This window comes from Apilactobacillus sp. EABW-1NA (genome assembly GCF_030398685.1).
In the GTDB taxonomy this organism is placed as follows: Bacteria; Bacillota; Bacilli; order Lactobacillales; family Lactobacillaceae; genus Apilactobacillus; species Apilactobacillus waqarii.
Genome location: NZ_JAPDKO010000030.1, coordinates 1 through 13601 on the forward strand (window position 1 = coordinate 1; position 13601 = coordinate 13601).

At 35.0% G+C, this 13601-nt stretch carries 14 protein-coding genes; 7 read left to right on the forward strand and 7 right to left on the reverse strand.

What is annotated here, in order from left to right; translation table 11 throughout:
* The first annotated feature begins 698 nt into the window (after positions 1-698).
* On the forward strand, positions 699-1586 hold the full coding sequence (locus tag OEZ61_RS07235) for a hypothetical protein (protein WP_220382332.1): 888 nt from the start codon (positions 699-701) through the stop codon (positions 1584-1586).
* Between the two features lie 983 nt (positions 1587-2569).
* On the opposite strand, the gene OEZ61_RS07240 is transcribed toward OEZ61_RS07235, so the two are convergent.
* The 7 genes from OEZ61_RS07240 to OEZ61_RS07265 form a co-directional block, all read right to left on the reverse strand.
* The gene (locus OEZ61_RS07240) at positions 2570-2803 is read right to left on the reverse strand and encodes a hypothetical protein (protein WP_290047267.1); all 234 of its coding nucleotides are present in this window, start codon (positions 2801-2803) and stop codon (positions 2570-2572) included.
* A gap of 282 nt (positions 2804-3085) precedes the next feature.
* Positions 3086-3361 carry a hypothetical protein gene (locus OEZ61_RS07245; RefSeq protein WP_220382334.1) on the reverse strand — a complete coding sequence of 92 codons (276 nt, stop codon included), beginning with the start codon at positions 3359-3361 and terminating at the stop codon, positions 3086-3088.
* Between the two features lie 40 nt (positions 3362-3401).
* The gene (locus tag OEZ61_RS08250; RefSeq protein ID WP_354669369.1) at positions 3402-3653 is read right to left on the reverse strand and encodes a CPBP family glutamic-type intramembrane protease; all 252 of its coding nucleotides are present in this window, start codon (positions 3651-3653) and stop codon (positions 3402-3404) included.
* A 216-nt stretch (positions 3654-3869) separates the two neighbouring features.
* The gene (locus OEZ61_RS07250) at positions 3870-4256 is read right to left on the reverse strand and encodes a hypothetical protein (protein ID WP_290047268.1); all 387 of its coding nucleotides are present in this window, start codon (positions 4254-4256) and stop codon (positions 3870-3872) included.
* Entirely contained in the window at positions 4249-5214 is a 966-nt protein-coding gene (locus OEZ61_RS07255; RefSeq protein WP_220382336.1) for a glycosyltransferase family 2 protein, read from the reverse strand. The genes OEZ61_RS07250 and OEZ61_RS07255 overlap by 8 nt, the downstream gene beginning before the upstream one ends.
* 14 nt (positions 5215-5228) lie before the next feature.
* Positions 5229-7382, reverse strand: a complete 2154-nt coding sequence (locus tag OEZ61_RS07260; protein ID WP_290047269.1) for a glycosyltransferase family 39 protein — start codon at positions 7380-7382, stop codon at positions 5229-5231.
* The gene (locus tag OEZ61_RS07265) at positions 7375-7776 is read right to left on the reverse strand and encodes a GtrA family protein (RefSeq protein ID WP_041152480.1); all 402 of its coding nucleotides are present in this window, start codon (positions 7774-7776) and stop codon (positions 7375-7377) included. Before OEZ61_RS07265 ends, OEZ61_RS07260 begins: the two co-directional genes overlap by 8 nt.
* A gap of 122 nt (positions 7777-7898) precedes the next feature.
* Between OEZ61_RS07265 and OEZ61_RS07270 the strand changes: the two genes are divergently transcribed.
* From OEZ61_RS07270 to OEZ61_RS07295, 6 genes are all read left to right on the forward strand, one after another.
* Positions 7899-8588 (forward strand): response regulator transcription factor, encoded by a 690-nt coding sequence (locus OEZ61_RS07270; protein WP_034531031.1) that lies wholly within the window; start codon positions 7899-7901, stop codon positions 8586-8588.
* Positions 8585-9895 carry a HAMP domain-containing sensor histidine kinase gene (locus OEZ61_RS07275; protein WP_041152481.1) on the forward strand — a complete coding sequence of 437 codons (1311 nt, stop codon included), beginning with the start codon at positions 8585-8587 and terminating at the stop codon, positions 9893-9895. Before OEZ61_RS07270 ends, OEZ61_RS07275 begins: the two co-directional genes overlap by 4 nt.
* Positions 9896-10046: 151 nt before the next feature.
* Positions 10047-11471: a GH25 family lysozyme gene (locus OEZ61_RS07280; protein ID WP_220382338.1), complete on the forward strand. Its 1425-nt coding sequence runs from the start codon at positions 10047-10049 to the stop codon at positions 11469-11471.
* Between the two features lie 245 nt (positions 11472-11716).
* Positions 11717-12145, forward strand: a complete 429-nt coding sequence (locus tag OEZ61_RS07285) for an Hsp20/alpha crystallin family protein (RefSeq protein ID WP_220382339.1) — start codon at positions 11717-11719, stop codon at positions 12143-12145.
* Between the two features lie 28 nt (positions 12146-12173).
* On the forward strand, positions 12174-12593 hold the full coding sequence (locus tag OEZ61_RS07290) for an Hsp20/alpha crystallin family protein (RefSeq protein WP_220382340.1): 420 nt from the start codon (positions 12174-12176) through the stop codon (positions 12591-12593).
* A gap of 166 nt (positions 12594-12759) precedes the next feature.
* Positions 12760-13440, forward strand: a complete 681-nt coding sequence (locus OEZ61_RS07295; RefSeq protein WP_220382341.1) for a hypothetical protein — start codon at positions 12760-12762, stop codon at positions 13438-13440.
* The last annotated feature ends 161 nt before the right edge of the window (positions 13441-13601 follow it).

Below are 13601 nucleotides of genomic sequence, written 5' to 3' on the forward strand. Positions count from 1 at the left end.
TGATACCGTACTTATTAATAATTTTTGTAAATCCTAAACCATTATAATAATCTTTAATGGCAGCTAATTTTAATTCTTTAGAAAACATAAAAGAACCCCTTAGGTTAGATTTCTCCAACTCAAGGGGGTTCAGTTCAAAGTAAGCATTATTTCCTTTCTATTGGTTATATAAGAAAGAGAAGCATATTTTCATTATAAGTTAACATTTTGTGGAGCTTTTAGGCAAAAGTGTTGTTTAAATGTCTCTACTTGAATATGTATTCAAATTATCTGTCGCTTTAATATTTATATATAGTAGAAATGTATTGAACGCTATGATTATCATAAATACTTTACATATATTGTGTTTTTAACTACTATATATTTCCATATATAGTATGCTTAAATATCCAAAAAAAAGGGCTTTTTACGTATTTAAAAAAATATAGATGGAAGAAGTCTAAATACTCATTGAATCAACTCTAAATCTAAATAATATCCTTTATAGCGTGTAAAAACGTGCATATCAAAAACAGTATGATATAATAAGAAAAGAAATAAAAAAAGGAATAGCTCACAACTATTCCTTGCAACATAAAAAATGATATGCTAAATTCTAACAACTTTTAATGCTATCAGATTTATGTTCTCGTGTAAAAGGATTTCTATAGATATCTTTCTACTTTTTTATTTCAATAAATAAAATTGGAGGTTCTTTAATGAACTTGATGAGGAAATGTAACTGTTTCACTGATAATAAGGTTTATGATTTAGAAATGCTAAATAACATAAAGGAACAAAATCCTAACTCTAGTACTCTAAATCATTTGAGTTGTCCTTATTGTAAGTGTAAATTAGAGTTTCATAGAAAAACTGATAGGCGAAGAGCTTTTCTTAGTACATGGCCTAAGGAAAAGCACTCTAGAAACTGTAGATTTTATTTTGAATATGAGAATAGATCTAGTTCATCTTCTTATAACACTGTAGATTCCTATTTAAGCGAAAAAGAAATAAAGGCAAAAGTAAAATACATGTATGATAAAATGCATAAAAAAAATATTACAAAACATTCTAAGGATGATGTAAAGGATAATAAACGTAAAAATCCCAAAAAATCTCAAACAACTTCCACTACCCACAAAACTACTACCATGGGTAGTGTGAAGTCTTCTGACATCCATTCCAATGGCACTTCAGGTTCCAGAATGATTTATAGAGAGCCAGGAGGTATTACATTGAAGGATGCTGGAAAATCTATCGTATTAGGTGGAATACTGAAAAAAGTATCTATAACAAAAACGTCAACAGGGATAAGTCATGCTATTCTTTATATAACGAATAATTCTGGTAAAACTGAAAAGGTGTATACTGCCCCATCGTATTTTTATCAAGATATTGAAGGTCTTGAAGATAGAATAATCGCATTGGATGATATTATATCCAATCTTAGTTCAGGTCAAGAATTTATTTGCTTGATTAATGCAGCTCCAGATGAATCGGGCGAAATTCAGCTCAATCTTTATGAAGAAAGGCATATGTTTTTTCCTAAAATGCCTATCAGTATCTATATTAGTTTACAAAGTAAGCGGATTAATACTTTGGTTTAATTAATATAAGACGGGAATTATTGGCAAAAACAAAAACATGTAATAAAATTAGAAAAAACACTCAATAAATAAGTGCAACAAAAGTCGCGTCCTTTGATTCTATATCTAGTCCTAACATTCTTTCAATGAAAAAAGTACACAAAACAAAATACTTGTTGTATCAATTTTAATGAAGGTATGAATTATTTTGTACTTTTCACTGTCAAACCACTAGTATTTATTTTTTTATATATGGTTAGATAAAGCAGAATGATTTGACCATCTTTTGGATGAATTTAAAGCCCACAGAAGTGAACATTATTGTCCCCCTCTGTGGGCTTTTTTATGATTAGTCATGATGGATTTCTTCTTTTAGTAAGATCCTAATTGGAAGTCTTTACTTTGATAGCGAAACATGTTGTAGTTTACATCTTGGGGGATTCTACCAGAAAAGTTATAATTCTCATAATTTTTCTTTGCAAAATCATAGCTTCCGTTTTCATAATTTTTTTGACAAAGTCATGTAAATTCATACGTATAACTCCTTAAGCAACACACATTTTAAAAATATTACCCGTACAGGACTATAACCTATAATTCTGCTCTTATAAGCAGTGTCTTAAACAATTTGAACAATAGTTCTAACCTTATTATACCGTAAAATAAAAAATAGTGAAGAGGAAGTATTGAAAATAAATTAACTTTAAATGATATAACTTTATAGGTGGAGTAATAATAGTTATCAATTGTATTAATGTTCTCATCTCTGATATTATCTTTATTTAAAAAAGGACCTATATTCCAATTATTATTTTTTATTATGAAAAAAGGGACAAGTATCCATCTATTTATGAATATAAGCAGTCTCACACGGCTGAGGAGACCGCAAAAGCATTTGGAATATCTGTTAGAACCGTTTTTTATATTCAATATATCTTCAAAAAAAGATGACCACAATTGGTCATCTTTTTTTGATTAATAAATCTACAAATTCATTATTATTATTATTCATACAAAGCATTTGCAATAACTTTTAAAACTTGATTCTGTTCATCTAATGCATTCAAAACTCTTTCAAAATTCTCGTCATTTTGGCTTAATAAATCTCTGTATTTTTGATCTGGATGTTCTGCTTCAAACATTGCTTCTTGAATTAAATATCTAATAGAAACTCCTTGCGATCTTAACTCATATTTCTTCTTAATCTTGTTAACAAACTCCATTTCTTCATCAGACAATATCACGTGTAAATCCTTCAAAAAACATCATCTCCTAATATCATTTTTTATAAATGTAATCATATGTGATTACATTTATACCCATACATCGGTAAATTTTAGCATTTTTTATGTAATCATATGTGATTACATTTACGTCTTTGTGTAATCACATATGATTACACGTGCTTTTAAAATAGATTTTTAACTTCGTTAAAAATCCCAACCAAAAATCCCGCCACGGCGGGGGGATACGATTGTCGTTCCCAAATTTCCCTTATCCTGTTTAAAAAAATCTCTTAATTAAAAAAGAACTACTGCTACGGTTAAAAGAATCGGTGCAACAATACATATAAAAATTAAGTGGTTAAGTCCCTTATTAACTGATCCAATGTCATCATCAGATATATCTCTTTTAAACTTATAAAATCTAGAAAACGCTCCTGCTAAAAACATAAGACAAGGAAACATCATTCCTTTTTTGTAATCAGAATCCGAAAACAAAAGTAAGGCTGACATATAAATGAAAGACACAAATTCAAGTACAAGAACAAGGTTATTTTTTTTATTAAGATTCATAAAATGATCATCTCCCAAATTTATTAAATACTATTACAAATTAAGTAAGTAAAACTACTAAATTAGTGAGTGCATGTAAAAAAATATTGATGTAAATATTACCAGTCTTGGAATAAGCAAATGCAAAATAACATCCAAAAACAATTTTAATTATGAAGTAGATCCAGAACATATAATTGGTAATTAAAACCCAAAAAATAGTCGCATTTATAAACGATAAAACATGAAAAACACCAAAATAAAAACCAGATATAAAAATACAATAATTAATATTCTTAAAACGTAATTTCAAAAAAATTCATCAAAATAAATCGAAATATTGTTTCTTCAAAAACTGGTGCAAAAATTAACGAATCTACAACGTTAAAAAATTTATTTTCCACCACTCCAATAGTACTATTATTAAATGCATACTGCATAAAAATATCATATTCATGTGGCGATATCTTACAAGATAAAACCGCAATAAATTGTAATAATGCTCCTATAAAAAGCACAAATAAAATGATCAAATACTTTTTAAAAAATGAAAAACTTTCAAAATTAGAATTAAATAAATTAACTGGCTTTTTAGCTCTAATATAAATAAAAAGATAATAATCAACAAAGCTATGATCAAATCTAATAAAACATTATTATCAGTAATAGCGTAAGTAATATTCATAAAAAAATACACTAACACCATAAATAACAACACTAATAAATTATTCCAAAGGATACTTCTACCCTTAAAAAATACATGTTTAAAAGACAACACAGACACTCCCATAATTAAATAAAATAAGACCATAAAGAAAGAGCGTGCCTCTTTAAAAGTCTGTACATCGCTTTGCTCAACTATCAATAGACGCAAAAAAATCCCCCGGCAGATTGCCGAGGGGATTTTCTTAGCCATGATGTTTCTTTATCGTGGCGATGTTTCCGGGATGGTTATTGAACCCGTAAGAGTTAGAAACGACATATTGAGGACGATGTTTGGAAGCATCAAAAGTGCGGTATAGATAATCACCGATTATGCCCAGCGCAAGCATGATCATTCCTGATAGGACACACATTAGGGAGATTGCGAATGTAAGTGTCGAGATACCAGTGAAGATGGTGATTAATCCATAAATGATTCCAGCAATAATACTGATGAAACCGGTATAATTTACTATCTTGAGGGGGATTTCGGAGAATGAGGTGATTCCATCAGATGCTAGTCTAATCATTTTAGTTAGGGGGTATTTTGTGACTCCCGCATTTCGTTCTTGTCGTTCATAAGTTACGGCAGTTTGCTTAAAACCAACCCAGGAAACTAAGCCACGAACGAATGGCTCAGGTTCGTTTAATTTGGAAAGTGCATCAACCACTTTACGATCCATTAGGCGAAAGTCACCGGTATCAAGGGGGATATCAACGTTGGCGACTTTACGCATTACACGGTAGAAGGCTTTCGCAGAGAAACGTTTGAAGAAGGATTCGCCTTCACGGATAAGGCGTTTTCCATAGACAACGTCAAAGCCTTCTTGCCACTTTTCAATCATGTTTGGGATAACAGATGGGGGATCTTGTAAATCCGCATCCATGACGACAACCGCATCACCTTTGGCGTATCGAATACCAGCGGTAATTGCTAGTTGGTGACCGAAGTTTCTTGAAAATTCGACCAATCTAATGTTTTCGTATTGTGATTGTGCGTGACGGATAATATCTACGCTTGAATCGACAGAGCCGTCATCCACAAAGATAATTTCATAAGTTTCAATTTGGCATTCCACGAAGTTTTCTAGAACTTCGATGGTGTTTTTGATGCCAGCTTCTTCATTGTAAACGGGGAGAACAATGGAGATTTTATTAGTTTTATTTGGCATGAGACACCTCCAGATTAATAAATGCTGGAAAGGTCATATAAGGTACCGTTGCTCATGTTAGATGGTCCACCACCCATACTCATTGATTGCTTACCACTAGGTTTGGCCATCTTAGCAGATGCGCCTTTCTTCATGGTAAATGTCATTGAATTGGATGAAGAAGTAGTGCTGGTTGAACCACCATATTCGCTTGCACTGACCTTCTTAGCATGTTTCTTGATCCAATTAACAATCGTGCTGTTAGTAGAACCTGACTTACCTTCATCTAGGTAGTATTTAACTTGTCCAGATTTTACTAATTGCTTGAATTTGCTTAATGTCATAGCAGGGTCAGTTCCGTTGAAACCACCCATAGCCATGACGGCTTTCTTGGTTTTAATAATATATGGAGCAGCAGTGCCAGAATCTGCGGTTGCAAATAGGTACTTGGCATTGCCTTGGTGCTTAGTTAAATAGTTCAACAATTTGGTATTAACTGTTCCGTTACCAATTCCACCTGAGTTATTACCACCACTGGTTAAGAGATCGGGACCAGCGGTTGGAATAGCTGCAGATTCTTTAGCAAGGGTAGGAGTTAATGACCAGAAACTAGGTGCTACTGCAATTGATAGTAGCCCTACGATAACGATAGCCTTTCCGGCAGGTTTAGCTTTGAAGACAAGTAATAAGATACTTGCTAGAACTGCTACGACTATGATTAAGACACTTAACCATGCGTAGTAGCTTGATACATACCATGCTTGTAGTCCGGCAGTAACAACGATTGCTAGTGGTAGGAAGTATGCCTTGTAATTGTTTAGACCGAAACGTTTAAACAAGTCCAGCATAGCTGCTAACCCAAGTCCAGCAAGTGCTGCAATGGCGGGAGCTAACATGATGGTGTAGTAAGGATGGAAGAAACTAGCTACGGAGAAGAATCCGTAAACTGGCACTAACCAACCTGTCCATAAGACAGTGTATTTTTGACGAGTAGTAAGTTGGTACCATTTACGCTTAGGATCAGCGAAGCCGACGAATGCGGCAATCATACCGATAATGGAGAATGGTAATAACCAACTAATTTGTGGTCCTAAAGCTGATTGGAATAGACGAAGTGGACCAGCAGTTCCGGTGTTAAATGCACCACCGGCACCACCCATGCCGCCTTTACCGTTCATCTTCATACCACCGCGGTGATTTCCACCAGGGAAGTTACCACGAGATTTCATATTCTTAGAAGGGTTAAAATTACCCTTCTTGCCACTTGGTGGCGTCATCTTGTTGTTACTGTTTGATTTGGTGTTACCACCAGGTTGGTTAGAACCCTTAGAAGAGTTATTACCCATACCCTTGAATGCACCACCGGTACCAGTAGTTTGACCTAGTAATCTTTGAGTACCGTTGTATCCAAAAGCTAGTTCTAATACTGAGTTGTGTTGTGATCCACCTTCATATGGACGATTATTAGCTGATGTCATATCAACTGATAGTGGCCATGATAGGGTGAACACGACTAAAGCGATTGTGGCAAGTGATAACTTACCAATCTTTTTCTTCCATGAATCGTTTGATGCTAACCAGTAGAAGATAAGCATTGCTGGAATAATCATGAAAGCTTGTAGCATTTTGATGTTAAACGCGAACCCGATGGTAGCAAAATTTCCGATTAACCAGAACATGTTGTGCTTGTTAATGGATTTTTGTAGCATCCAGATTGCTAACAATAGGAAGTAGATTAGAGTAGCATCCATATTGTTTGTACGAGAGTCAGCAACAACAATGGGGGTAATTGTCATTACTAACGCAGCGATTCTACCTGCGAATCGACCAAAGTAAGGAGTTACTAGTCGATACGTTAGATAGACGGATCCGACACCGAATAATACTGATGGTAGGACCACACTGAAGTTTGAAACACCTAGGATTTTAGCTGAGATAGCCATGAACCATAGGGCAACAGGTGGTTTATCGACAGTGATGTATCCGGCTGGATCAAAACTGGCATACCAGAAGTTTTTAAAACTCTGGGTCATACTAGTGATGGCGGAAGTATAGAAGTCGTTGGCAGAACCAGTCTTCCATGTTCCGTAACCGTACAAGCCTAATGCAATTAGGAGAATAATGGCTAACACCCAGTCGACTTTATGTCGTTGGAAGAAGTTAGGCTTCTTGTCTGTCGGTTCATTCATTGGCAGATGCCTCCTTTAATTCAGTTTTTCTAAATACCCAATACTTACTTAATAAGAAGTTGGTAGGCGTAGTGACTAGAAGTGTGATTAGGGGGATAATGCTTTCAATAACGTGGAAATAGTTACTTGCCACTTCTGTCACTAAGATACTCAAGGTCCATGTTAAAAGGTAAGTAAGGTAGTATTTAACGACGATCATCCAGTCATGGTTGGCTTTAAATACCCACTTTTGATTAATGGTTAGACCAATAATCGATGTAGTACCGTATCCAATCGCCATTGCAAAAGTAGGAGAAGTTGCTTTATACAACATTGAATAGATAAGATAAGTTAGAATGGTATTGATAAGACCAACAATTCCGAATTTAAAAAACTGCCGCAAAATATTTATCATGGTTGGGCACTTCCTTTTTTGGAATGATTTAAGTCTAGTTTAAGAAAATTAAACTAATCTTAAAGCAATCATAAACTTAACTTAAATGACAAAATTAATTGAAATCGAAAGGAATGATTAACATGGATGGTTTAAATATCTTAATCGTCGAAGACGACGAAAACTTAGCAGCCAGTGTGGCTCAATTCTTATCACCAATCGGAAACACAACGGTGGTAAACGATGGTTTTGAAGGCCAAATGATGGGCCAAGACAACATCTATGACATCGCAATTTTAGATTTAATGCTACCGGAAGTCAGTGGATACGATATCTTAAAACACTGGCGAGTAGATGATGAAATCGACATGCCCGTTTTAATTTTGACCGCCAAGGATACCATGGCTGATAAGGTGCATGGGTTCGAATTAGGCGCCGACGATTACTTAACTAAGCCATTCCATCGTGAAGAACTAATCCTTCGTGTAAAGGCCTTGTTAAAGAGAACAGGTCGTCTTGGTAATAACAACACATTGTCAGTGGGTGAATTCAATGTTGATTTAGGTCGCCACTACGTTGAATACCAACATCAAGAATTGAAACTAAACGGAAAAGAATACGACCTATTGGTCTACTTCATGCAAAATCCTTCCACTATTATTACCAAGGACCAAATCTTCGATCGTTTATGGGGATTTGATTCTGAAACTTCATTATCAGTAGTTGAGGTATACATGAGTAACTTAAGAAAGAAGATTAAACAAATTTCTGGAGAAAACCCAATCAAGACCCTAAGAAACGTAGGGTACATGCTAGAGGGATCTAATCAATGAGAGATCGCATCTTAGAGCATAAACAACAAATTAAGTTGTTCATCAAGGAACTAATTGGTTTTGCGATTTTATTTGCGATTTTAGGATTAATTGTTTACTTCTTCTTCCAAAAGTCGATTTACTCCAACATCGACGCTGGGTTGAACCGCCAAAAAGAACGAATTGAAAGAAACACTTACGCCAATGAAGGCCCATTGAGTGTTAATCAACGTCCCGGAGGCTTCAATCCGTTTAACAACTACAACAATAGTGATTTCCAGACTAACGTGATTGTCTTCAATAAAAAGGGAATTATCTCCAATAGGGGGATGCTTGGTCAAAGAAACTACAAGCTATTGAGTAAGTTGACCGTTAAGAATAGAAAATTAAATCAAGTTGAAGAAATTACTTTGTGGTCTCACAACTACGTGACCACGTTTAGAGGGATTCTATTAAAGGTGTCCGACGATAACACCAATCCCGAGTATGCGGGTAATTATGTATTGATTTTGCAAAATATCGATGCTGATTTACTTGCTTTACACAGTTTCGTCGAAGCGTTGATTGTGACTTTGGTATTCTTCTGGGCAATCGCGATTTTAATCGCTTACTACCTATCTAAGTCGAGTATGAAACCAATCATTAATTCATGGCACAGACAAAAGGAATTCAGTTCCAATGCCGCCCATGAATTGAGGACCCCATTAACGGTTATTCAAAACCAAATGGAATTCTTGCTAACCAAACCAAACGATAAAGTCGTCGATCAGATTCAACCAGTATCGACAACTTTAGAAGAGGTTAAGCATTTAAAGGTCTTAACCCAACGACTATTAACACTAGCGCGTTCTGATTCCAACATTGTCCAAGCACAACGTTCTGATGTCGAATTGAAACCATTTTTTGAAGGTGTCTTGTCACCATTCAATGAGATTGCCACAAGTCAAAACAAGTCATTTGTCGACACCATCGATGTCGATGGAACTGGCCATATTGATGCCGATTTGATTAAACAATTGGTGGTTATCTTAATTGATAATGCGATGAAATACACACCAAAGGGTGGCACTGTTGCCGTTAAGATTGCAAAGAACCACAGTAATCTAAAGATTGTGGTTTCCGATACTGGAAATGGTGTTCCTGACGAGGACAAGGCACGTATCTTTGAACGTTTCTATCGTACAGATAAGTCTAGAAACTCCAAGACTGGGGGAACTGGTTTGGGATTATCAATTGCTAAATGGATTGTCGATCAACATCATGGTCGAATTCATGTCCGTGATAATCACCCAACTGGATCAATTTTTACAGTAAATATTAATTTATAAAATATTAAATATTACAAAGCTTTTCTAAAATTTAATATGGAATTATCTTTCTTTTACCCCTCTGGCTCTGTTACAATATGCAATAATGATAAAACGATAAGAGGAGGTGTATAAGATATAAATTAATTTTTTAATTTCTTTATATCTTTATATGAGAAAAAAAGGATTATGGTTCTCGATTGTTGCCGTAATCGGTTTGATGCTTGCTAGCACCTCTGTACCAGCGATGGCTGATGCAAGCAACGCTAACACATCAAACACCGTTTATGACATGTCAGAATGGCAAGGTAGCCTTACCGATACCCAAGCACAACAATTAAAGAATGAAGTGCCATTCGTTATTTTAAGAGTGCAATACGGTAGTGCTTATGCCGACAAGACATTTGAACACAATCGTGATCTAATGGACAAGTATGGTATCCCATACGGGGTATACTCATTTAGTCAATACGAAAATCCTAGCGATGCCGCTTATGAAGCCAAAGTGCTATACAGCCGCGCACCACGCGCAAGATTTTATGTAAATGACTATGAATCACAAACTGTTACTTCTGGTGGAACCAATGAATCAACCGATGCATGGTTGAAGGCATTGAGACCATTAGTTGGTCAACGTAAGATTTTATTCTATTCATATGCTAATTTCATGGTTCAAAACGCAGCTAGTTCAGTTGCTAACTATGACGGTTACTGGTTAGCCGCATACCAAAACAACGAACCTGCCAGAGAACATGTCTTATGGCAATTTACAGATAAATTCCATTCAAATGCACTAGGTAAAAACCTTGATGCAAGTATGTTTACCTCAAAGGATGCTAACTGGTTCATTGGTGACGTTGCCGATGCCACAAATCCTACTCCTATACCAAAGATTACTGCTCCAAAGAGTGATCAATCTTCTAAAAAGGTAAACAAGAAACAAAGTGCTGCGCAAAAGAATGCGGCTAGCCAAGCTAACCAACAAGCTGCCAACACTAATAACAACAATACCGACACAAACAACAGCACCAACAATAACAGTAATAGTACCAACACCGCGTCAACTACCACTAAGCCAAAGAAAAAGGCCGTAGTTAAGAATGTTGATTACACTGCCGTTGATAAATCAATGACAATTGCTGGTGGTACTGGTCTAAAGATTTATAACCATGTACCTGGAGATAACAGATACAAGAAAAAAACTAAGGCCGTCCATAAGAGTAATTCTTACGCTGCTAAGAAGATTAGTATCAACTCCGTGGCCAAGAATACTTCAAATGGTCGTACTTACTACCGTGTTCTAAAAAGCGGTAAGGTATTAGGTTGGATTAACGCTAATGGTTTGGTACCAAACGTGACTTATTCCAAGTACCATGCTACTAAGATTGTTAGAATGCACCCAAAGGTAAACTTCTACAATCACGTTGGTAACAGTGGATTCGCTGATATTCACGTTACCAACTACGGTACCGGATACGCATACACCCCAGTACAAATCACCCAACGTGCTAAGAAAGACGGTTGGAAGAAGTACTACTACAAGGCTTACTACCAAGGTAAATTTATTGGTTGGGCTTACGGTGCAATGTTTAAATAAAAAACTTTGATCAAAAAGACGATTCTGAAAAAGAATCGTCTTTTTTTATATCTTTTTTAAATTTTTTATTAAAAATAAATACTGTTATATCAACGTTTATAACGTGTTTTTAGCACTCCATTAAATAAAGTGCTAATTTTCTCTTGACTATTTGACCAATACTGACTAATATAAGAATTGTTGATAGGAAATAAATAACTACCAACTAAATATTGAAAATAAAATAATGAAAAGGGGCTTTGATTATGGCTAACGAATTAAGAAACAGAGATTTCAATGTATTTGATCCAATGAACGATTTCTTCGGTGACTTTGGTAAGAATTTCTTCAATTCAGTTGCTGGTAATCAAATGAAGACTGACGTTATTGAAAACGAAGATAATTACGTAGTAAGCTCTGAATTACCTGGTTTCAAGAAGGATGAAATTCATATAGATTACAACAACGATACTCTAAGTATTCATGCTACACATGACTTGAGTAAAGAAGACACTAACAAGGAAGGTAAGGTATTAAGAAAGGAACGCACTTCAAGCAATATCGCACGTGCATTCTACCTACCTGATATCGATATTGATAATGTGTCTGCCGACTACGATGGCGGTATTCTAAAGATTACATTACCAAAGCAAGAAGTTAAGAATGAAAAAGCACACAAAATTGACATTAACTAATTAACTCAAATAATAGGAGGGATATCTTATGGCAAACGAACTAAGAAACAATGTATTCAACGACTTTATGGATCCAATGAGCAACTTCTTTGATGGATTAGGCAGAAACATGGCTAACTCCTCAAAGATGAAGACAGATGTTATCGAAAATGATGACGAATTCGAAGTAAAGGCTGAACTACCTGGATTTAAGAAGGAAGATATTGAAATTAATTATGAAAATGATACTTTAACAATCCACGCTATTCACGATTTGAATAAGGAACAAACAGACAAAGAAGGTAAGTTAATTAGAAGCGAAAGAACATCTAGCGATGTCAGTCGTTCATTCTACTTGCCTGATGCGGACACTGATAAGATTGGTGCAAAGTATGATGGTGGTATCTTGGATATCATGGTACCTAAATCAGCTGAAAAACAATCCAAGCATTCAATTTCTATCAACTAATTCAAAAAAGAGCCATTATGGCTCTTTTTTTGTGTATTTTTTTCTGTAATATAAAGTGAAAAAATATTATAATGGAATTGTAATGATTTTTTAAGGATGATTGGAGTGTTAGTAGATGAGATTAGGTTGTTCAGGAGCGTTAGTTTTAATATTTTTACTTTTATGTGTGGTAGCTAATCCGATATTAGCGATTACTATCGGTATCATCATTGCTTTAGCGGTGATTGTATACGTAGTAATTAAGAACCACGGAGAGGTAGAACAAGCACGTTATAACAATGCTCAAAACATTGACGCCTCAATGTCAAAAGAAACATCATTCCAATTTAACAGTATGGTTTACAAGCCAGTTACATCTTCTAAGGATGACATTCCTAACGTGGAAATGATCCTAAGAACTGACCCAATCAAATACATTAAAAGCGATGAATTATCAAAACGTGAACAAGACATGCTGGATTCAGGCTACTCAATGGAAAACATCAAGGTTGCCAGAATTAACGTGGTTCAAGGATATAACGCTCAATACCAATTGTTTGATCGTTACTATGATGTCCTAAAAGTTGAAGCTGACATCACAACTGTTCCAAATCGTGCTATGACGGTATTATTAAAACAAATGGTAATGTGCTTCTACCATCAAGAATTTGGTTTAAGCATCGATGTTCAACCACATTCATTTGACGATAATATGATCAAAAAATTTATTGAACTATGCCCAGAAGTTAACATGTCTTCTTCATACTTCGATAACTCAAATATTACTAACGAAAGATTTTTAAACCAACGCATTGATAAAGGATGCCTAAATGCCTTTAAGAATATCATGGTTGGTTACGACCTATAATATCTATATAAAAGAATTGCCAAGTTTTGGCAGTTTGAACTGAACCCCTTGAGTTGGAGAAATCTAACCTAAGGGGTTCTTTTATGTTTTCTAAAGAATTAAAATTAGCTGCCATTAAAGATTATTATAATGGTTTAGGATTTACAAAAATTATTAATAAG